The organism is Bacillus sp. N12A5 (assembly GCF_026790125.1).
Taxonomy (GTDB): Bacteria; Bacillota; Bacilli; order Bacillales; family Bacillaceae; genus Bacillus.
This window is the reverse complement of the sequence record NZ_JALAMR010000003.1, coordinates 224,628-245,341: the sequence shown is the minus strand read 5'-3', so window position 1 is coordinate 245,341 and position 20,714 is coordinate 224,628. Positions and strand designations below refer to the sequence as shown.

Genomic DNA, 20,714 nt, shown 5'->3' with positions numbered 1-20,714 from the left:
TTGAATAGGAGGAACAAATTTGATAAAACGATATACGTGTCAAAATGGTGTAAGAGTTGTGCTGGAAAATAACCCGACAGTCCGTTCTGTTGCGATCGGCGTATGGATCGGTACAGGTTCGCGGCACGAAACGCCGGAGATAAACGGGATTTCTCACTTTTTAGAGCACATGTTCTTTAAAGGGACGAGCACAAGATCTGCACGCGAGATAGCAGAATCTTTTGATCGTATTGGCGGTCAGGTCAATGCGTTTACTTCAAAGGAATATACCTGCTACTATGCAAAGGTGCTTGATGAGCATGCAAATTACGCGCTGGACGTATTAGCAGATATGTTCTTTCATTCAACGTTTGATGAAAACGAGCTGAAAAAAGAGAAAAATGTAGTGTATGAAGAAATTAAAATGTACGAAGATGCGCCGGACGACATTGTGCATGATTTACTGAGCAAAGCCACTTACGGCAATCATTCTTTAGGGTATCCAATTCTTGGCACGGAGGAAACACTTGCTTCCTTTAACGGCGACTCCCTCAGACAGTACATGCATGATTATTATACGCCGGACCGAGTGGTGATTTCGGTAGCGGGCAATATATCTGACAGTTTTATCAAAGATGTGGAAAAATGGTTCGGGTCATACGAGGCGAAAGGCAAAGCGACAGGTCTTGAAAAACCCGAGTTCTACACGGAAAAACTGACGAGAAAAAAAGAAACAGAGCAGGCTCACTTATGTCTCGGATTTAAAGGCCTTGAGGTTGGCCATGAACGCATTTATGATTTAATCGTCCTGAATAATGTGCTCGGTGGCAGTATGAGCAGCCGGCTGTTCCAAGATGTCCGTGAAGATAAAGGCCTTGCTTATTCTGTTTACAGCTATCATAGCTCTTATGAGGACAGCGGAATGCTTACCATTTACGGCGGAACGGGTGCAAATCAGCTTCAGCAGCTGTCAGAAACAATCCAAGAAACCCTTGCCACATTAAAACGAGACGGCATTACCTCAAAAGAGCTGGAGAACAGCAAAGAGCAAATGAAAGGAAGCTTGATGCTGAGCTTAGAAAGCACAAACAGCAAAATGAGCCGAAACGGGAAAAATGAACTGCTGCTCGGCAAACATAAAACATTAGATGAGATCATCAATGAATTAAACGCCGTGAACTTAGAGCGTGTCAACGGCCTTGCCAGACAGTTGTTTACTGATGATTATGCACTGGCACTCATCAGCCCTTCCGGCAATATGCCGTCCTAAAAAAAGGAAATGCCTGCCCCGAAACGGGGCAGGCATTTTTTTATTTTTTAGATCATACATAGTACAAGGGGGGTGACAGACATGCGGCTCAGTGAATTATCAGGAAAGGAAATTGTAGACATCAAAAGAGCTGAACGGCTGGGAGTGCTCGGCCAGACCGATTTAGAAATCAATGAACAGGATGGCCAGATTACAGCGCTCCTCATTCCGACAGTTAAGTGGTTTGGTTTGAGAAAACACGGTCATGACATTCGTGTCCCCTGGCATCATATTCAAAAAATCGGTTCAGATATGATCATATTAGACGTACCTGAGGAAATGTCTCCTCGACAAGAGTAAATGAAAAAGGCCCAAAATGGCTATGGTGCGGGCTCTAAAGGTAATTCCTGAAACATCGGCTTCGGCAGCCGATGTTTTTTTATATGTAAAAAACGCATGTTTTAATTCACCGGTATTTCCTTTTGAACATAAGATGAAGGGGAGCTTAACAACTAGAGATCCAGTATATACAAAGAAGGTGAACGTTTAGAATGTTAACCGGATTGAAGATTGCAGTTATCGGCGGTGACGCTAGACAGCTCGAAATTATAAGAAAGTTCACTGAACAGCAGGCTGACATCTATCTTGTCGGTTTTGACCAATTGGATCACGGTTTTACCGGAGCAGTAAAATGCAATATTGATGAAATTCCTTTTCAGCAAATAGACAGCATCATTCTTCCAGTATCTGCGACAACGGGAGAAGGTTTCGTTTCGACTGTATTTTCAAATGAAGAGGTTGTGTTAAAACAGGAGCATCTCAACAAAACGCCTGCACACTGTGTCATTTTCTCAGGGATTTCTAACGCCTATTTAGAAAACATTGCAGCTCAAGCAAACAGAAAACTTGTTAAGCTGTTTGAGCGGGATGACATTGCGATATACAATTCGATTCCGACAGTAGAAGGAACGATCATGCTGGCGATTCAGCATACGGATTATACGATACACGGATCTCAGGTAGCCGTTCTCGGTCTGGGACGCACCGGAATGACGATAGCCCGCACATTTGCTGCGCTCGGAGCGAATGTAAAAGTGGGAGCAAGAAGTTCAGCGCATCTGGCGCGTATTACCGAAATGGGACTCGTTCCTTTTCACACCGATGAGCTGAAAGAGCATGTAAAAGATATAGATATTTGTATCAATACCATACCGAGCATGATATTAAATCAAACGGTACTTTCTAGCATGACACCAAAAACCTTAATATTGGATCTGGCCTCACGTCCCGGGGGAACGGATTTTAAATATGCCGAAAAGCAGGGGATTAAAGCACTTCTTGCCCCAGGTCTTCCAGGGATTGTCGCTCCTAAAACAGCCGGGCAAATCCTTGCAAATGTCTTAAGCAAGCTTTTGGCTGAAATACAAGCTGAGGAGGGGAAATAAGCATGTCGTCATTAAAAGGAAAAAGAATCGGGTTTGGGCTGACCGGATCACATTGCACATATGAAGCCGTTTTCCCGCAGATTGAGGCACTGGTCAACGAAGGGGCTGAAGTCCGTCCGGTTGTCACATTTAACGTGAAATCGACAAATACCCGATTTGGAGAGGGCGCAGAATGGGTCAAAAAAATTGAAGAACTGACCGGATATGAGGCCATTGATTCGATTGTAAAGGCAGAGCCCCTTGGGCCGAAGCTGCCTCTTGACTGCATGGTCATTGCTCCTTTAACAGGCAATTCAATGAGCAAGCTGGCAAATGCGATGACAGACAGTCCGGTGTTAATGGCGGCAAAAGCGACAATCCGAAACAATCGGCCGGTCGTTCTTGGCATCTCGACAAATGATGCTCTCGGTTTAAACGGAACCAATTTAATGAGACTAATGTCAACAAAAAATATCTTTTTTATACCATTCGGGCAAGACGATCCATTTAAAAAACCGAATTCAATGGTGGCCAAAATGGATCTGCTTCCGCAAACGATTGAAAAGGCGCTATTGCATCAGCAGCTTCAGCCAGTTCTAGTTGAGAATTATCAGGGAAATGACTAAATTTACAGAAAATCTTTCCCAAACTAAAAAATTCGGTCATCACCCGCATATTCTATGGTAAAATAAAACGTAAAATCATAGTCAAATCAATTCAATGATGCTGATTGGCGGAAGGAGTTTTACAGATGGGAAGAGGTTTACACGTAGCTGTTGTCGGAGCGACAGGAGCTGTAGGGCAACAAATGCTTAGAACACTTGAAGACAGAAACTTTGAAATGGACACACTTACATTGCTATCCTCAAAACGCTCTGCGGGGACAAAAGTCACGTTTAAAGGCCAAGAGCTGACTGTTCAAGAAGCTTCTCCTGAGAGCTTTGAAGGGATAGATATTGCTTTATTCAGCGCCGGCGGAAGCGTATCACAAGCATTGGCACCAGAAGCTGTAAAACGCGGCGCTATTGTTATAGATAATACGAGTGCATTCCGTATGGACGAAAATACACCGCTTGTCGTGCCTGAAGTGAATGAGGCAGACTTGCATGAACACAACGGCATTATTGCCAATCCTAACTGCTCTACAATCCAAATGGTTGCGGCTCTTGAACCGATCCGCAAAGCATATGGCTTAAACAAAGTCATCGTATCAACTTACCAGGCGGTATCAGGAGCGGGAAATGAAGCTGTAAAAGAGCTTTACAGCCAAACACAGGCCATTTTAAATCAAGAAGAAATTGAGCCTGCGATCATGCCTGTAAAAGGTGACAAAAAACACTATCAAATCGCCTTCAACGCGATTCCGCAAATTGATAAATTCCAAGATAACGGCTATACGTTTGAGGAAATGAAAATGATAAATGAAACGAAAAAAATCATGCACATGCCGGAGCTTCAAGTTGCGGCGACCTGTGTAAGACTGCCAATTCAAACTGGGCACTCAGAGTCCGTCTACATTGAGGTAGACCGTGATGACGCTACCGTTGAAGATATTAAAAATCTATTAAAAGAAGCTCCGGGCGTGACACTTCAGGATGACCCAAGCCAGCAGCTTTATCCGATGCCTGCTGATGCCGTCGGCAAAAACGATGTGTTTGTAGGCCGCATCCGCAAAGACTTGGACAGAGCAAACGGTTTTCATTTATGGGTTGTTTCTGATAACCTATTAAAAGGCGCGGCATGGAACTCTGTTCAGATTGCAGAAAGCCTGAAAAAACTAAACCTCGTATAAAAGAGAGAATTTCCCAAAGACGAATAGAAGAGAGTAAGGCGCTATCAGCCTGCTCTCTTCTGTTACGTCCGAATAATTTGGAGTGAAAACAGTGAAGATAATTGTTCAAAAGTTTGGCGGAACTTCTGTAAAAGATGATAAAGGCCGCAAACTGGCTTTAGGGCATATTAAAGAAGCAATTAGTGAAGGATATAAGGTTGTCGTTGTCGTTTCAGCGATGGGCCGGAAAGGAGACCCGTACGCAACAGATTCTTTGCTGGGGCTGCTTTACGGCGATCAGTCAGCGATTTCTCCACGGGAGCAGGATTTGCTTTTATCTTGCGGAGAGACTATTTCCTCTGTCGTCTTTACCAGCATGCTGCTTGATAACGGTGTGAAAGCAGCTGCACTGACAGGAGCGCAGGCTGGCTTTTTAACAAATGACCAGCATACCAATGCGAAAATCATTGAAATGAGACCAGAGCGTTTGTTCAGTGTGCTCGCGAATCATGACGCAGTCGTCGTCGCAGGATTCCAGGGCGCAACTGAAAAAGGTGATACAACAACAATCGGCAGGGGAGGAAGCGATACGTCCGCAGCCGCACTCGGAGCAGCGGTTGATGCAGACTACATCGATATTTTCACCGATGTTGAAGGCGTGATGACCGCTGACCCGAGAGTGGTGGAAAATGCGAAACCGCTTCCTGTCGTGACGTATACGGAAATTTGCAACCTGGCGTATCAAGGGGCAAAAGTCATTCATCCGCGGGCTGTGGAAATTGCAATGCAGGCAAAAGTACCGATCCGCGTCCGTTCGACTTATTCGAAAGATAAAGGCACGTTGGTGACATCGCATCACTCTTCCAAAGTCGGAAGCGATGTTTTCGAAAGGCTGATTACGGGAATTGCCCATGTCAAAGATGTCACACAGTTCAAAGTGCCAGCGAAAATCGGCCAGTATAATGTTCAGACTGAAGTGTTCAAAGCGATGGCGAATGCGGGAATCAGCGTTGATTTCTTTAACATTACACCTAGTGAGATCGTCTATACGGTGGCCGGCAATAAAACAGAAACGGCTCAGCGTATTTTAATGGATATGGGCTATGATCCGATGATAACGAGAAACTGTGCGAAGGTATCAGCGGTCGGAGCAGGCATTATGGGTGTTCCTGGTGTCACGTCCAAAATTGTATCGGCTCTTTCAGAAAAAGAAATTCCGATCCTTCAGTCGGCTGACAGCCATACGACGATATGGGTGCTCGTCCATGAAGCGGATATGGTTCCTGCTGTAAACGCTTTGCATGAAGTGTTTGAACTTTCCAAGTAAATGTGATTGAATCATGATGAGGTGAAAAAAATGAATTTCGGAAATGTGTCTACAGCGATGATTACGCCCTTTGACAATAAAGGGAACGTAGACTTTCAAAAACTGTCTACACTGATTGATTACTTGTTGAAAAACGGATCGGATTCTTTAGTAGTGGCGGGAACAACTGGAGAGTCTCCAACCCTTTCAACCGAAGAAAAAATTGCGCTTTTTGAATATACGGTAAAAGAAGTGAACGGACGTGTACCTGTGATTGCGGGTACTGGAAGCAACAACACGAAAGATTCCATTAAGCTGACAAAAAAAGCTGAGGAAGCGGGCGTAGATGCGGTTATGCTTGTTACGCCGTATTACAATAAGCCTTCACAAGAAGGGATGTACCAGCATTTTAAAGCAATTGCGGCAGAAACGTCTCTTCCGGTTATGCTGTATAATGTGCCGGGCCGTACGGTTGCTTCTCTGGCTCCTGAAACGACGATTCGTTTGGCGGAAGACATTCCGAATGTTGTTGCGATTAAAGAAGCGAGCGGAGACCTCGAAGCAATTACCAAAATTGTTGCGGAAACGCCGGAAGACTTCTCTGTCTATTCAGGAGATGACGCCCTGACGCTTCCTATTCTCGCAGTCGGAGGAAGAGGAGTTGTTTCAGTGGCGAGCCATATTGCAGGCTCTGATATGCAGCAAATGATCAAAAATTATACGAATGGGCAAACAGCTAATGCGGCACTGATTCATCAGAAACTGCTGCCGATTATGAAGGAACTGTTTAAAGCGCCTAACCCTGCTCCGGTCAAAACAGCGCTTCAGCTAAGAGGCCTTGATGTCGGTTCAGTGCGTCTGCCCCTTGTCCCGTTAACCGAAGATGAACGGCTGAGCTTAAGCAGCACGATCAGCGAACTGTAAGAAAAATTTCATACAGTGAAACAAACGCGGTCATTCTCACATTCAGCTGAGTTTGACCGTTTCTTATACATATTGGTTTTCCCTAAACCTTCTGCTTTATCTTGTTTTCTAAATTTACTTTCAGTTATAATAGGAACAAGTGATGATGGACGGGTATGAGACTAGGAGGATATAGATTTTGAAAAAGAAAAATACAGAAAACGTTAGAATTATCGCCCTTGGCGGTGTCGGAGAAATTGGGAAGAACCTTTATGTCATCGAAATTGACTCAGACATATTTGTTGTTGATGCCGGCCTTATGCACCCAGAAAACGAGATGCTCGGTATTGATGTAGTAATTCCTGACATATCATATTTGATTGAACGGGCTGAACGCGTCAAGGCAATCTTTTTAACGCACGGGCACGATGAAAATATCGGCGGCGTTTTTTACTTATTAAACAAGCTGTCCGTTCCAGTGTATGGGACAAAGCTGACGCTTGCACTGTTAAGAGAAAAATTAAAACAATACGGACATAACCGAAAAACTGATTTAAGAGAAATTCACTCAAAATCTGTCATTACATTTGAATCGACTAAAGTATCGTTCTTTAGAACGATTCACAGCATCCCTGATTCCGTAGGTGTAAGTTTTAAAACATCACTTGGATCTATTGTATGCACAGGAGACTTCAAATTTGACCAAACACCTGCACTTAATCAAATGTGCGACATTGGCGAGATCGCCAAGATCGGCAATAGCGGCGTGCTCGCCCTGCTTTCTGACAGTGCAAATGCGGAACGTCCGGGTTATACCCCATCGGAAGCAGCTGTCAGCGGAGAAATTTCAGACGCGCTTTATAATTCTGATAATCGGGTGATTATTGCCGTTTTCGCATCCAATATTAACCGGATTCAGCAAGTCATTCATGCAGCGGCTCAAAATGGAAGAAAGATTGCCGTTGCCGGAAAAAATCTTCAATCTGTCCTGCAGCTGGCAAGAAAGCTTGGATATATTGAAGCAGATGATGAACTGTTTATTTCCGTGCAGGATGTCAAGAAATATCCGAAGCGCGAAGTGGCGATAGTTACAGCCGGCAGCCAAGGTGAACCGTTAGCTGCCCTGACAAGAATGGCAAACAAAGCTCATAAACAGCTGAACATTGAAGAAGGGGATACGGTTGTCATTGCGTCTACACCAATCCCTGGGCAAGAACTCATTTATTCAAAAACTGTAGATCTTCTCGCGAGAGCCGGTGCACAAGTCATCTTTGCCCAAAAACGTGTCCATGTGTCTGGCCACGGCTCGCAAGAAGAGTTAAAGCTGATGATCAATCTGCTGAAACCAAAATATTTAATTCCAGTAAACGGCGAATACAGAATGCAAAAAGCTCATTCAAAAATCGCTGAGGAAATCGGCATGAAGCGCAGTGACATCTTCTTAATTGAAAAAGGAGACGTCGTTGAATTCCGTGGGCAAAACGTGAAAATCGGGGATAAAGTTCCGTACGGCAATATTTTAATTGATGGATTAGGTGTCGGTGATATCGGCAATATCGTGTTGCGAGACCGCCGCTTACTTTCACAGGACGGAATTTTAATCGTTGTCATTACACTTGATAAACAAAAGAAACATCTTGTATCAGGGCCAGAAATTATCACTCGCGGTTTTGTTTATGTAAGAGAGTCTGAAGGCCTTATCGTACAGGCTACTGAGCTTGTCCGTTCCATCGTGACAGAAGCGACTGAAACATCAAATGTTGAATGGTCAACGCTGAAGCAGGCAATGCGGGATGCTTTGAACCAATTCCTATATGAAAAAACCAAACGTAAACCGATGATCATCCCAATTATTATGGAAGTATAATGTCTGACTAAAGACCGGAGCAGTTCCGGTCTTTATTTTTTGCCCTTTCAGCCGGGATTGAATTGAGTATCTTTGTTCATAATACAAAGAGAAACTCGGAAAGGGTGAAAGCGAGATGGATCATCGTATGGAAAACTCAGAAGAAGAACGTACTGAAAAAAATGATGCGAAAGACAGCATTATGAATAAAATACAGCAGCTTGGTGAAACGACGCTCCCGCAGCTGCCCCAAGATACCAATATTCATTGTCTGACCATTATCGGACAAATAGAAGGTCATGTTCAGCTTCCTCCGCAAAACAAAACAACAAAATATGAGCATGTTATCCCGCAGATTGTGGCAATTGAACAAAATCCTAAAATTGAAGGCTTACTGATTATATTAAATACTGTCGGAGGAGATGTAGAAGCCGGTCTCGCCATAGCTGAAATGCTCGCGTCTTTATCAAAACCGACCGTTTCCATCGTGCTTGGCGGAGGGCATTCCATCGGCGTTCCGATAGCGGTATCCTGTGATTACAGCTATATCGCCGAAACAGCAACAATGACGATTCATCCCGTTCGGCTGACAGGACTGGTCATCGGTGTGCCACAAACGTTTGAATACCTGGATAAGATGCAAGAAAGAGTTGTAAAATTTGTGACAAGCCATTCAAATATAACCGAAGAGAAGTTTAAAGAGCTGATGTTTTCAAAAGGAAATTTAACACGTGACATCGGAACAAATGTAGTCGGCAAGGATGCAGTTGAATACGGACTGATCGATCACGCTGGCGGTGTCGGACAAGCGATTAATAAGCTGAATGAACTGATTGAAGAGGCGAGACGAGAAGAAGGACGGATGATTCAATGATTTTGTATACCGTGATGCCGCAGGAAATTGTATTTGCGGAACAGAACCAACAGACGAGCCCACATGAGCAGATTGAATATAAAGGTGTGCCGCTCCTTGTCGAGATGAAAGGCAATGAAGCGGAAGTCATACAAATCATGAGCACAAATCCAATGCATTTTCTCCACCCGGACATTTCTCCGGGACAAAAGCTGAAATTAAACGTATAAGATTCCACCCCTTTTTTAAGGGCAAAATATGCTATAATAGGGGAATCCTACAGAAAAACCGCAGCCTGTAAACGGCTGCTTTCTTCATTATGTATGAACTTACATTTTTTAACGCAGTAAGGTGATGAGTGTGGCAAAGAAAAAACGAAAATCAAGAAAAAAACAGGCGAAACAGCTCAATATCAAATACGAACTCAACGGGTTGCTGTGTATCGCCATTTCAATTATCGCGATTCTGCAGCTGGGGGTAGTCGGGCAAACCTTTATTTACTTGTTCCGCTTTTTTGCTGGAGAATGGTTTATTTTATGCTTGTTAGGTTTATTGGTGTTAGGAGTCTCGCTGTTTTGGAAGAAGAAAACGCCTAGCTTATTAACGAGACGAAAGGCCGGGTTGTATTGCATTATTGCAAGCATATTGCTCCTTTCTCACGTGCAGCTGTTTAAAAATCTAACGCACAAAGGGTCGATAGAATCCGCAAGCGTTGTTCGCAACACATGGGAATTGTTTTTGATGGACATGAATGGCAGCTCCGCTTCACCTGATTTAGGTGGAGGGATGATCGGTGCGCTGCTGTTTGCGGCTTCACACTTTTTATTTGCGTCGACTGGTTCTCAAATTATGGCGATTGTAATGATTTTGATCGGAATGATTCTGGTCACAGGGCGCTCACTTCAAGAAACGCTGAAAAAGTGGATGAGCCCGATTGGCCGCTTTATAAAAGAACAATGGTTTGCATTTGTTGATGATATGAAATCCGTCAAAACGAATATGAAGTCATCGAAAAAAACGAAATCGCCGAGCAAAAAACATAAACCGGACCGCAAAAAAGAGCAAATGGAACCAGAGCCTTCTGATGAAGAGGAGGAACCAGAAACAGCATCGCCTCTTATTCATTCAGAGCCGATTATCTCAAGCTTTTCAGATCGAAATGAAGATGAAGAGCCTCCAGTTATAGATAAGCGCTCCGAACCTGTATCAGAGCCGCTTCAGGACATCCAACCGGAGACAAGTGATCAGGAAACTGTTTCTGCTCCACCAATGACCTTTACGGAGCTGGAAAATAAGGATTACGAGATGCCGTCACTGGATTTACTGGCAGATCCGAAGCATACCGGCCAGCAGGCTGATAAAAAGAATATTTATGAAAATGCGAGAAAGCTTGAGCGAACCTTCCAAAGCTTTGGCGTAAAGGCGAAAGTGACGCAGGTTCATCTCGGGCCGGCTGTAACAAAATATGAGGTGTATCCTGACGTCGGAGTGAAGGTTAGCAAAATTGTCAATTTAAGCGATGACTTAGCGCTAGCACTTGCGGCAAAAGATATCAGGATCGAGGCGCCTATACCAGGAAAATCAGCAATTGGTATTGAGGTTCCGAACGCAGAAGTGGCGATGGTATCACTGAAGGAAGTGCTCGAGTCTAAATTAAATGACAGACCGGATGCAAAGCTTCTAATCGGACTCGGCCGCAATATTTCAGGTGAGGCTGTGCTCGCTGAGTTAAATAAGATGCCCCATCTATTGGTTGCAGGCGCAACAGGAAGCGGGAAAAGCGTCTGTGTCAACGGCATTATTACAAGCATTTTGATGCGTGCGAAACCGCATGAAGTGAAAATGATGATGATCGATCCTAAAATGGTAGAACTGAATGTCTACAACGGGATTCCACATTTGCTTGCCCCAGTTGTAACCGATCCGAAAAAAGCCTCACAGGCTTTGAAAAAAGTCGTCAATGAAATGGAACGGCGATACGAATTATTTTCTCATACAGGTACAAGAAATATTGAAGGTTATAATGATTATATAAAGCGCTCCAACAATGAAGAAGGAGCGAAACAGCCTGAGCTGCCTTATATCGTTGTCATTGTGGACGAGCTGGCGGATCTGATGATGGTCGCTTCATCTGATGTGGAAGATTCGATTACGAGATTGTCCCAAATGGCGCGGGCTGCCGGCATCCATCTCATTATTGCGACACAGCGGCCGTCGGTTGACGTTATCACAGGTGTTATCAAAGCGAATATTCCATCACGAATTGCATTCAGCGTTTCTTCACAGACGGATTCCAGGACGATTCTTGACATGGGTGGCGCTGAGAAGCTGCTCGGACGCGGCGATATGCTGTTTTTGCCTGTCGGCGCTAATAAACCTGTCCGTGTGCAGGGAGCATTTTTGTCGGATGACGAAGTGGAAAAGGTCGTCGATCATGTGATTACGCAGCAGAAAGCGCAATATCAGGAAGAAATGATTCCTGAGGAAACAACGGAATCTCATTCCGAGGTTACTGATGAACTTTATGATGAAGCGGTTGAATTAATCGTCGGCATGCAGACAGCATCTGTTTCAATGCTGCAAAGAAGATTCAGAATCGGTTATACGAGAGCGGCGCGCCTGATTGACGCAATGGAGGAACGAGGGGTTGTCGGGCCGTATGAAGGCAGTAAACCCAGGGAAGTCTTATTATCAAAAGAAAAATATGATGAGCTCTCTTCGTAATGAAGGGAGTTCAGTTTTCTGTAGTTGTCAATAATATCATTATGTAAACTAACACCTGGCTATTTATTTTTTCGACAAAACATGATATAGTTGTCCCAATTGTTCAATAATTTTTATCGAAAGTGGTTTACGGAGGGGAAACATGTCTACAAAAGCTGATAATCGGCACTTGTATTTAAAAGTAATTGAACGAATTAAAGAGGATATTAAAAATGGAATCTACACCGAGAAGGAAAAGCTGCCTTCTGAATTTGAGCTTTCTAAAAAGCTTGGTGTCAGCAGAGCGACGCTTAGAGAAGCCTTGCGGATACTGGAAGAAGAGCATGTGATTATCAGAAGGCATGGTGTAGGCACTTTTGTCCATTCTAAGCCGTTATTTCTTTCGGGCATTGAACAGCTGAACAGTGTAACCAAGATGATAGAACAGGCGAATATGACGCCTGGCACGATTTTTCTATCATCGCAAGTGCTCATGCCGTCTGAAGACGACGTCAAGAGATTTCATTTGGCAGAAGGGCAAGAACTTTTTTACCTCGAACGAGTCAGGACAGCTAACGGCCAGCCGATTGTATATTGTATAGACAAAATTCCGATGGATATTTTGCCGAATTCTTTTTCTCATCAGCAAGAATCTATGTTTGATTTGCTTGAGAAAAATTCTGGCTCCGTGATCAGCTATGCAGTGACTGATATTGAACCGATCGGCTATCATGATACCATTTCTCCAGTGCTTGAATGCGATCCGGAAACAGCTCTTTTGCTGTTAAAACAAACCCATTACGATCAGCACGACCAACCGGTGCTTTATTCATTAAATTATTTTAGAGCGGATAAATTCAGATTTCATGTTTTACGTAAACGATTCTAAAACGGACGCCTGTGATGTGTCTGTTTTTTTTATTTGCGCTGATTCATGTTTCTTTGTACATACTTTGACGCTGATTAACGCAACATATAAGGGATGACAAGAAAGTGAATGGGTGAAAATGTTGAGAAAGAAAAATGGAATGAAAACGATTATTGCATTGTCTTCCGTACCGCTTGTAATGACACTCGGGAACTCCATGCTGATTCCCGTTCTGCCGATGATGGAGAAAAAACTGTCGGTGACTTCATTTCAAGTGTCTTTAATTATCACCGTATATTCAGTGGTGGCAATTATTTGCATACCAATTGCGGGGTATCTGTCAGATCGATTTGGGAGAAAGAAAATATTGCTACCTTGCCTCATCATTGCAGGATTAGGAGGGGTAGTGGCAGCTTTTGCTTCCACCTATATGAAAAATCCTTACGCTATGATTTTGGCGGGCAGGGTTCTTCAAGGGATCGGTTCTGCAGGTGCAGCTCCTATCGTCATGCCGTTTATCGGCGATTTGTTTGAAGGAGACGATGAAAAGGTAAGCGCCGGTCTTGGCGATATTGAAACCGCCAACACGTCAGGGAAAGTACTGAGTCCCATACTTGGTGCGTTACTGGCTTCTTGGTACTGGTTTGTTCCGTTTTGGTTTATTCCGTTTTTCTGTTTGGTCAGCTTTTTACTCGTGTTGTTTTTGGTGCCCAAGCCTGAAGAAGATGAAGATGCGCCTGCGGTTTCTGAGTTTATCAAGAGTGTGCGGAAAATCTTTAAACAGGATGGGCGCTGGCTTTATACAGTTTTTATTATCGGGTGTGTGATCATGTTTTTGTTATTCGGCGTATTATTTTATTTATCAGATACGCTGGAGAACAAGTATGCCATTGACGGGGTGGCAAAAGGCGGATTGCTGGCAATACCACTTTTATTTTTGTCAACCAGCTCTTTTATAGCCGGCAAAAAGATCGGCAAAGATAAAGGCCGAATGAAATTTTGCGTGGTGACAGGAATGATTATGTTAACGCTGTCGTTTATTGCTTTGTGGTGGAACCACAGTTTTTATTTATTATTCGCCTTTTTAAGTTTTGGCGGAATTGGGATCGGAATGGCTCTTCCTGCTTTAGATGCGCTGATAACCGAAGGCATTGAGAGTGAGCAATGCGGAACCATTTCTTCCTTTTACAATAGTATGCGCTTTATAGGAGTAGCTCTCGGTCCTCCTGTGTTTGCGGCGTTAATGTCTAATGCAAGCTGGCTTATTTTTATTCTATCGGCGTTTTGCAGCATTGTTTCTTTATTCCTAGTGATCTTTACTGTCGATGCTAAAAAAAGCGAAGAGGAAGAAAAAAACTTAGGGACGGTCTAACCAACCGTCTTTTTTGCTTTGACTATGATACCGGCCATTTAACGGCATATTTTCAGCAGTTTGCTTCTGTCATTTTGAGGCGCAAACAGGACTTTCTGAATGAAAAAGGATCAACTAAACATCCTCCGTCTTGTCAGGCGGAGGTTATTGTTTCCTTATAAATCCTACAGTTGCTATAATTACATGAAAGAGTGTTTCTGCGCATGCTGAAAATTGGTCATAATACATACTAATTAGAAATGAACGAAGGAGGTTCCATATGTCATATGTAAATGAAATCAAAACAAAGCACGGCGGTTTAACCGCACACATTGTAGAAACAGAAAAATTCAAAACCGTTTCACTTATATTTAAAATGCTTGCGCCGCTGACAAAAGACCAAGTCACTAAAAGAGCGCTGCTCCCGCATGTGCTTCTTCGCGGAACAAAGAGCCATCCGAAAACAGCAGAATTGCGTTCTTATTTGGATGAACTGTACGGCACGTCAGTATCGGCGGATCTTTCGAAAAAAGGAGAGCGGCACGTCATTACATTCAGGCTTGAAATCCCGAATGAAAAATATTTAAAAGATCAAACGCCGCTTCTAGAAAAAGGCCTGCAGCTTCTCGCAGAAATCGTTTTTTCGCCTGCTTTAGAGGGAGGCGCTTTTCAGCCACAATATGTGGCTCAGGAAAAACGGACGCTCAAGCAAAGAATCCAAGCCGTTTATGATGATAAAATGCGCTACTCGAATTTAAGGCTGATACAGGAAATGTGCAAAAATGAACCTTACGCACTCCATGTCAATGGTGAAATCGACGATGTCGATGCCATTACGGCCGATCAATTATATGACACGTACAAAACCGCTATTCAAAAAGACCAGCTTGACCTTTATGTCGTTGGCGATGTGGACAGTAACCAAGTGCACGAGGCAATTGACAAGTATTTTCAAACGGAAGAGCGCATCCTTGGCACGACTCAAAACAATCACGCTGAGCAAAAGGCCCAGCCTAAAGAAGTGATTGATGAAGAAGATGTCAAACAAGGAAAGCTGAATATCGGCTACCGCACTGGTATCACTTATACGGATCAGGATTATCCTGCTTTACAAGTGTTTAACGGACTGTTTGGCGGATTCTCTCATTCAAAGCTTTTCATCAATGTTCGGGAAAAAGCCAGTCTTGCTTACTATGCCGCTTCGCGTATAGAAAGTTTTAAAGGATTGTTAATGGTAATGTCGGGCATTGAAGTGAAAAATTACGAACAGGCTGTTTCGATTATTGCGGAACAATTCCAGGCAATGAAAAACGGTGACTTCAGTGAGCAGGACATCGATCAGACAAAGGCCGTCATTCGAAATCAAGTGCTGGAAACCATTGATACTGCGTACGGCTTATCTGAGTTTTTATATCAGCAGGCCGCTGCCCAAGTCGATATTCCAATCGAAGACTTCCTCGCCAATATTGAGAAGGTCACAAAAGAGGATATCGTAAAAGCCGGCGAAAAGATTCAGCTTGATACGACTTATTTCTTAAAAGGGACGGAGGGTGCATCTTGATCAAACCAATCGAATATGAACAGCTTCAGGAGACGCTGTACCATGAAAAAATGCCAAACGGTCTTGACGTTTACGTATTGCCGAAAAAAGGCTTCAACAAGACATATGCGGTCTTCACAACAAAGTACGGCTCGATAGATAACCGGTTTGTCCCTTTAGATAAAAACGAGATGGTTCACGTGCCGGACGGCATCGCCCATTTTCTTGAGCACAAGCTGTTTGAAAAAGCGGACGGAGACGTTTTTCAAGATTTCAGCAAACAGGGCGCTTCTGCCAATGCGTTTACATCATTTACAAGAACGGCTTACCTTTTCTCAAGCACTTCAAATGTTGAACGCAATTTAGAAACGCTGATCGATTTTGTGCAGGACCCGTATTTTACTGAAAAGACGGTTGAAAAGGAAAAAGGGATTATCGGGCAGGAGATTAACATGTATGACGACAACCCTGATTGGAGGCTTTACTTCGGGGTCATTGAAAACATGTACAAAGAACACCCTGTCAGAATTGACATAGCCGGAACAGTAGAAAGCATTTCACATATTACAAAAGACCTTCTTTATGAATGCTATGAAACGTTTTATCACCCGAGCAACATGCTCCTCTTTATTGTCGGTCCTGTAGATCCTGAAGCGATCATTTCTCAGGTAAGAGAAAATCAGGAAAGAAAGCCATATACGGATCAGCCGGAGATCAAACGGGAGGAAGTAGAGGAGCAAGAAGCGGTTTTCCGAAAAGAAAAAGAAATTAAAATGAACGTACAGGGTCCGAAATGCCTTGTCGGGCTGAAATCAAAGAACCCGTTTAAATTAGGCAAAGAGCTGTTAAAGCATGAGCTTTCAATGAACTTGCTGCTTGAATCTCTTTTTGGCAAAAGCTCTGCCCAGTACGAATCACTTTATGAAAAAGGATATATTGATGAAACGTTCAGCTTCGATTTTACTGCTGAATACGGGTTCGGTTTTGCGGCGATCGGCGGAGATACGCCGGAACCTGACCAATTGGCTGAAAACATTTCAAGCATGCTGCTGCGCGCCGGTGAACTGATTACGGCTGAAAAGATTGAACTTGCCAGAAAGAAAAAGATTGGTACATTCTTAAAAGCGCTGAATTCACCTGAATACATCGCCAATCAATTCACCCGTTATGCCTTCCTGGATATGAGCCTGTTTGATGTCGTAACGGTTCTTGAGCAAATTACATTTGAAGATGTCCAGCAAGTGATAGAAGAGGAAATTGCTGCGGATAGACTGACTGTCTGCAAGGTTGTTCCTAAATCATAAACAAAACATCCCTCCAGTGTGAGGGGTGTTTTTCTGCGGAAAGAAGGAAAGAGGATGAACAAAACAGCACTAATCACCGGAGCAAGCGGCGGCATTGGCAAAAGCATAAGCGAAACCCTTGCGGCAGAGGGATACAATCTGCTGCTGCATTACAATACAAATCAAAACGCGGCAGCGGAGCTTGCTGAAAAAACAAGTGAGACATTTGGCGTGCATGCTGAGATTTTGCAAGCCGATCTGTCCGCGCCAGAAGGAGCAGATAGGCTGACAAGTTCAATTGTTCAGCCAATTGATGCGATCATTTTAAACAGCGGAAGAAGCCATTTTGGACTGATTACGGATGTGGATAATGCAACGGTCCAGGAAATGGTTCAGCTCCATGTGGCGAGTCCGTATATGCTGACGAGAAACCTTCTTCCAGGCATGATCCGGAAGAAATCAGGAGCGATTGTGGCTATCAGCTCAATTTGGGGAGAAACTGGAGCATCTTGTGAAGTGCTGTACAGCATGGCAAAGGGAGCCCAGCACTCGTTTGTAAAAGGGCTGGCTAAGGAGCTGGCGCCAAGCGGCATCAGAGTAAACGCCGTAGCGCCGGGCGCGGTTGATACAAATATGATGAATCAATTCACCCCGTCTGAAAAAGAGGAGATCGCTGATGAGATTCCGATCGGCAGGCTTGCCCGGCCGCAAGAAATTGCGGATGCAACAGCTTTTCTCCTGTCTGAAAAAGCGTCATATATTACCGGCCAAATTCTGTCGGTGAATGGCGGCTGGCACTGCTGACCCGAAAATATTCGATGTATAGTTTCCTTTGCGAGGGACACAATAATCTTGTAACTTCACATGAAATGGAGGAAACAAGCATGTCAGTATTAGAAAACTGGGATAGCTGGAAAAACTTCCTTGGCGACCGTCTGAACTATGCGCAAGATAAAGGCATGAGCCAGGATACAATTACAGATCTAGCGACAGAAATCGGCAGTTACTTGGCTAATGAAGTGGATTCTAAGAACGAGCAGGAAAAAGTGCTGGCAGATCTGTGGAGCGTTGCATCAAAAGATGAACAGCGCGCCATTGCCAATATGATGGTTAAGCTTGTTGAAAATAACAGCACTCACTAGGAAGAGAGGAGATTTTTCCTCTCTTTTTTATGTTTTCCTCATCACAGCAACATTCTTCTTTCTAATTAGAGAAAAATGCTTTATGATAAAGGAAGGTAAAATTTTGCCACAATGAAGGGGGTATATCATTTGGCAAAGCTCGAATGGTATTTTGAATATGAAATTCAAGTCAACCGCCCCGGATTGCTCGGGGATATTTCATCTCTTCTTGGGATGCTTTCTATTAACATTGTAACGATAAACGGCGTCGATCTTTCCAGAAGGGGAATGCTCCTCAGGTGCCGCCATATAGATCAAATTAAACGATTAGAATCAATCTTAAAAACGATGGAAACAATTAAAGTAACGAAGCTGAGAGAACCGCGTCTTCGCGATCGTCTTGCCGTACGTCACGGCCGTTACATTCAAAGGGATGCTGATGACAAGAAGACGTTCCGCTTTGAACGGGACGAGCTCGGCTTATTAGTCGATTTTATGGCCGAGCTGTTCAAGAAAGAAGGCCATAAATTAATCGGAATCCGTGGTATGCCGCGTGTCGGAAAAACAGAATCGATTGTGGCCTCCAGCGTTTGTGCTAGCAAAAGGTGGCTGTTTGTGTCATCGACCTTGCTGAAGCAGACAATAAGAAGCCAGCTGATTGCCGATGAATACAGCACTGAAAATGTCTTTATCGTTGACGGAATTGTGTCAACAAGAAGAGGGTCAGAACGCCATCTCCAGCTGGTCAGAGAAATCATGAGGCTGCCTGCAACAAAAGTCGTGGAGCATCCGGACATATTTGTTCAAAATACAGAGTATACACTCGATGACTTTGATTATATTATTGAACTAAGAAATGAACCTGATGAGGTTATTACATATGAACATGCCGAAGAACCCCAAATGTTTGATCAATCCGGGTTTTCAAGCTTTGATTTTTAAAATTGGAAGGTGTTTGTTGTGACTGAACTAGGAATCCGGCTCAAAGAAGCCAGAGAGGAAAAAGCAATGTCATTGGATGATCTCCAAGCGGCAACAAAGATTCAAAAAAGGTATTTAACCGCCTTGGAGGAAGGTAACTATGACATTATCCCGGGGAAGTTTTATGTTCGGGCATTCATCAAGCAATATGCGGAAGCCGTCGGGCTTGATGCGGATCAGCTGTTTGAGGAGCATAAAAAAGATATCCCAAATACGTATCATGACGATGTGTCTGAAAAGATTTCCGGCATGAATCTTCAAAAGGAAATGCCAAAGTCAGCATCTAAGGCGCTGGAACTGCTGCCAACAATACTTGTGATTCTCGGTGTCATTGTCGTGATAGCGATTGTGTACGCGATCATTCAATTTGCGAATCATAAAAACAGCGATGATAATAATGCAGCATCTCAAAAATCAATTACGCAAAGTGAAAGCAAGTATGAAATCCCTAAAGATTCAACGCTAAAAGAAAATCAAAATAACAGCTCTGAAAAAGAGACAGACACTAAAAAAGAAACAAAAGAAAACGAAGATAAAAAAGAAAAAGACAGTGATAAACTGGAGATTAAAGCAGCTGGCACCGAAGGATCGTTAACGACTTATGAAGTGTCCGGCGCTGATAAAATCGAGCTTGAACTGAAGGCATCAGACAGCTCTTGGGTTCGGGTGCGCGATGAAAACAGCAGCTCGTTAAAAGAGGGAACGCTGAAAAAAGACGAAACCTTTAAAAAAGATATAACTGATCAGAAACAAGTTGAAATCCGCACCGGATATGCACCTAATCTGAAAATAAAAATCAACGGTAAGGTTCTTTCATATGAACTGGATCCGAAAGATGTGATGGCACAAACCATAAAGATTGTAAATAAAAAGGAAGAAAAGTCATCTTAATTACCAGATGACTTTTCTTCACGTCCGAGTATGAAACTGGAGGGGCTTTATGTTTAACTTACCAAATAAAATCACACTAGCTAGAATCGCATTAATCCCAATCTTCATGATTATCATGCTGGCACCGTTTGACTGGGGCAGGCTCGAATTTGGAGATGAATCGATCCCGGTTGCACACTTGGCCGGCGCTATTTTATTTATTATTGCATCCACAACAGACTGGGTGGACGGGTATTATGCCCGAAAACTGAATCTCGTGACAAACTTCGGGAAGTTTCTTGATCCGCTTGCGGACAAACTGCTTGTGTCCGCAGCGTTAATTATCCTTGTTCAATTTGATCTTGCGCCAGCCTGGATGGTTATTGTGATAATCAGCCGAGAGTTTGCCGTGACAGGTTTAAGGCTTGTCTTAGCCGGAACAGGAGAAGTCGTTGCTGCTAATATGCTTGGTAAAATTAAAACCTGGGCACAAATCATTGCAGTATCCGCATTGCTTCTTCATAATCTTCCGTTTGAACTTGTGTCATTCCCATTTGCTGACTTGGCGCTGTGGGTAGCCGTCTTCTTTACAGTCGTATCAGGCTGGGAATATTTCTCTAAAAACTGGGAAGCGCTAAAAACATCTAACTAAGAAAGAAGGACTTA

The 20,714-nt window shown here is 43.5% G+C and carries 20 protein-coding genes; all 20 read left to right on the top strand.

Translation table 11 applies throughout. From position 1 onward, the window contains the following. The first annotated feature begins 19 nt into the window (after positions 1 to 19). The 20 genes from MOC09_RS04455 to pgsA all read left to right on the top strand — a co-directional run bounded on the left by MOC09_RS04455 (position 20) and on the right by pgsA (position 20,700). Positions 20 to 1,249, top strand: coding sequence for a M16 family metallopeptidase (locus tag MOC09_RS04455; protein ID WP_003238480.1), 1,230 nt, complete (start codon positions 20 to 22; stop codon positions 1,247 to 1,249). A gap of 81 nt (positions 1,250 to 1,330) precedes the next feature. Further along, positions 1,331 to 1,588: a YlmC/YmxH family sporulation protein gene (locus MOC09_RS04450; RefSeq protein ID WP_003220966.1), complete on the top strand. Its 258-nt coding sequence runs from the start codon at positions 1,331 to 1,333 to the stop codon at positions 1,586 to 1,588. 191 nt (positions 1,589 to 1,779) lie between these two features. Further along, the gene (dpaA, locus tag MOC09_RS04445; protein ID WP_268369690.1) at positions 1,780 to 2,673 is read left to right on the top strand and encodes a dipicolinic acid synthetase subunit A; all 894 of its coding nucleotides are present in this window, start codon (positions 1,780 to 1,782) and stop codon (positions 2,671 to 2,673) included. 2 nt (positions 2,674 to 2,675) lie between these two features. Beyond that, on the top strand, positions 2,676 to 3,278 hold the full coding sequence (dpaB, locus tag MOC09_RS04440; protein WP_268358428.1) for a dipicolinate synthase subunit B: 603 nt from the start codon (positions 2,676 to 2,678) through the stop codon (positions 3,276 to 3,278). A 125-nt stretch (positions 3,279 to 3,403) separates the two neighbouring features. Continuing rightward, on the top strand, positions 3,404 to 4,444 hold the full coding sequence (asd, locus tag MOC09_RS04435; protein WP_268358426.1) for an aspartate-semialdehyde dehydrogenase: 1,041 nt from the start codon (positions 3,404 to 3,406) through the stop codon (positions 4,442 to 4,444). Positions 4,445 to 4,535: 91 nt separating this feature from the next. Further along, a complete protein-coding gene (gene dapG / locus MOC09_RS04430) occupies positions 4,536 to 5,750 on the top strand; it encodes an aspartate kinase (protein ID WP_268358425.1) in 1,215 nt (404 codons plus the stop codon). Between the two features lie 30 nt (positions 5,751 to 5,780). Then, a complete protein-coding gene (gene dapA, locus MOC09_RS04425) occupies positions 5,781 to 6,653 on the top strand; it encodes a 4-hydroxy-tetrahydrodipicolinate synthase (RefSeq protein WP_268358424.1) in 873 nt (290 codons plus the stop codon). A gap of 178 nt (positions 6,654 to 6,831) precedes the next feature. Continuing rightward, positions 6,832 to 8,499, top strand: coding sequence for a ribonuclease J2 (gene rnjB / locus MOC09_RS04420; RefSeq protein WP_268358423.1), 1,668 nt, complete (start codon positions 6,832 to 6,834; stop codon positions 8,497 to 8,499). 115 nt (positions 8,500 to 8,614) lie between these two features. Then, positions 8,615 to 9,352 carry a translocation-enhancing protein TepA gene (tepA, locus tag MOC09_RS04415; protein ID WP_268358422.1) on the top strand — a complete coding sequence of 246 codons (738 nt, stop codon included), beginning with the start codon at positions 8,615 to 8,617 and terminating at the stop codon, positions 9,350 to 9,352. After that, positions 9,349 to 9,561 (top strand): TepA modulator TepJ, encoded by a 213-nt coding sequence (gene tepJ, locus MOC09_RS04410; protein ID WP_268358421.1) that lies wholly within the window; start codon positions 9,349 to 9,351, stop codon positions 9,559 to 9,561. Before tepA ends, tepJ begins: the two co-directional genes overlap by 4 nt. 130 nt (positions 9,562 to 9,691) lie before the next feature. After that, entirely contained in the window at positions 9,692 to 12,055 is a 2,364-nt protein-coding gene (gene spoIIIE / locus MOC09_RS04405) for a DNA translocase SpoIIIE (RefSeq protein ID WP_268358420.1), read from the top strand. Between the two features lie 142 nt (positions 12,056 to 12,197). Continuing rightward, a complete protein-coding gene (locus tag MOC09_RS04400) occupies positions 12,198 to 12,923 on the top strand; it encodes a GntR family transcriptional regulator (RefSeq protein WP_268369688.1) in 726 nt (241 codons plus the stop codon). Positions 12,924 to 13,062: 139 nt separating this feature from the next. Continuing rightward, entirely contained in the window at positions 13,063 to 14,274 is a 1,212-nt protein-coding gene (gene bcbE, locus MOC09_RS04395) for a bacillibactin exporter BcbE (RefSeq protein ID WP_268358443.1), read from the top strand. Positions 14,275 to 14,533: 259 nt separating this feature from the next. Next, complete coding sequence (yfmF, locus tag MOC09_RS04390) at positions 14,534 to 15,814, top strand: EF-P 5-aminopentanol modification-associated protein YfmF (protein WP_268369686.1); 1,281 nt, start codon at positions 14,534 to 14,536, stop codon at positions 15,812 to 15,814. Continuing rightward, positions 15,811 to 17,097, top strand: a complete 1,287-nt coding sequence (gene yfmH / locus MOC09_RS04385) for an EF-P 5-aminopentanol modification-associated protein YfmH (protein ID WP_268358417.1) — start codon at positions 15,811 to 15,813, stop codon at positions 17,095 to 17,097. Before yfmF ends, yfmH begins: the two co-directional genes overlap by 4 nt. A 54-nt stretch (positions 17,098 to 17,151) precedes the next feature. Then, complete coding sequence (gene ymfI, locus MOC09_RS04380) at positions 17,152 to 17,880, top strand: elongation factor P 5-aminopentanone reductase (protein WP_268369684.1); 729 nt, start codon at positions 17,152 to 17,154, stop codon at positions 17,878 to 17,880. 80 nt (positions 17,881 to 17,960) lie between these two features. Further along, a complete protein-coding gene (locus tag MOC09_RS04375; protein WP_268358415.1) occupies positions 17,961 to 18,218 on the top strand; it encodes a DUF3243 domain-containing protein in 258 nt (85 codons plus the stop codon). Positions 18,219 to 18,347: 129 nt separating this feature from the next. Then, positions 18,348 to 19,139 carry a YmfK family protein gene (locus MOC09_RS04370; protein WP_268358414.1) on the top strand — a complete coding sequence of 264 codons (792 nt, stop codon included), beginning with the start codon at positions 18,348 to 18,350 and terminating at the stop codon, positions 19,137 to 19,139. Positions 19,140 to 19,157: 18 nt separating this feature from the next. After that, on the top strand, positions 19,158 to 20,069 hold the full coding sequence (gene rodZ, locus MOC09_RS04365) for a cell shape determination protein RodZ (protein WP_419900967.1): 912 nt from the start codon (positions 19,158 to 19,160) through the stop codon (positions 20,067 to 20,069). A 49-nt stretch (positions 20,070 to 20,118) separates the two neighbouring features. After that, on the top strand, positions 20,119 to 20,700 hold the full coding sequence (gene pgsA, locus MOC09_RS04360) for a CDP-diacylglycerol--glycerol-3-phosphate 3-phosphatidyltransferase (RefSeq protein ID WP_003238444.1): 582 nt from the start codon (positions 20,119 to 20,121) through the stop codon (positions 20,698 to 20,700). The last annotated feature ends 14 nt before the right edge of the window (positions 20,701 to 20,714 follow it).

Coding starts and splice junctions, on each gene's coding strand:
- MOC09_RS04450 (WP_003220966.1), top strand. CDS start 1,331: ATGCGGCTCAGTGAATTATCAGGAAAGGAAATTGTAGACATCAAAAGA.
- dpaA (WP_268369690.1), top strand. CDS start 1,780: ATGTTAACCGGATTGAAGATTGCAGTTATCGGCGGTGACGCTAGACAG.
- dpaB (WP_268358428.1), top strand. CDS start 2,676: ATGTCGTCATTAAAAGGAAAAAGAATCGGGTTTGGGCTGACCGGATCA.
- asd (WP_268358426.1), top strand. CDS start 3,404: ATGGGAAGAGGTTTACACGTAGCTGTTGTCGGAGCGACAGGAGCTGTA.
- dapA (WP_268358424.1), top strand. CDS start 5,781: ATGAATTTCGGAAATGTGTCTACAGCGATGATTACGCCCTTTGACAAT.
- tepA (WP_268358422.1), top strand. CDS start 8,615: ATGGATCATCGTATGGAAAACTCAGAAGAAGAACGTACTGAAAAAAAT.
- tepJ (WP_268358421.1), top strand. CDS start 9,349: ATGATTTTGTATACCGTGATGCCGCAGGAAATTGTATTTGCGGAACAG.
- MOC09_RS04400 (WP_268369688.1), top strand. CDS start 12,198: ATGTCTACAAAAGCTGATAATCGGCACTTGTATTTAAAAGTAATTGAA.
- bcbE (WP_268358443.1), top strand. CDS start 13,063: ATGAAAACGATTATTGCATTGTCTTCCGTACCGCTTGTAATGACACTC.
- yfmF (WP_268369686.1), top strand. CDS start 14,534: ATGTCATATGTAAATGAAATCAAAACAAAGCACGGCGGTTTAACCGCA.
- ymfI (WP_268369684.1), top strand. CDS start 17,152: ATGAACAAAACAGCACTAATCACCGGAGCAAGCGGCGGCATTGGCAAA.
- MOC09_RS04375 (WP_268358415.1), top strand. CDS start 17,961: ATGTCAGTATTAGAAAACTGGGATAGCTGGAAAAACTTCCTTGGCGAC.
- pgsA (WP_003238444.1), top strand. CDS start 20,119: ATGTTTAACTTACCAAATAAAATCACACTAGCTAGAATCGCATTAATC.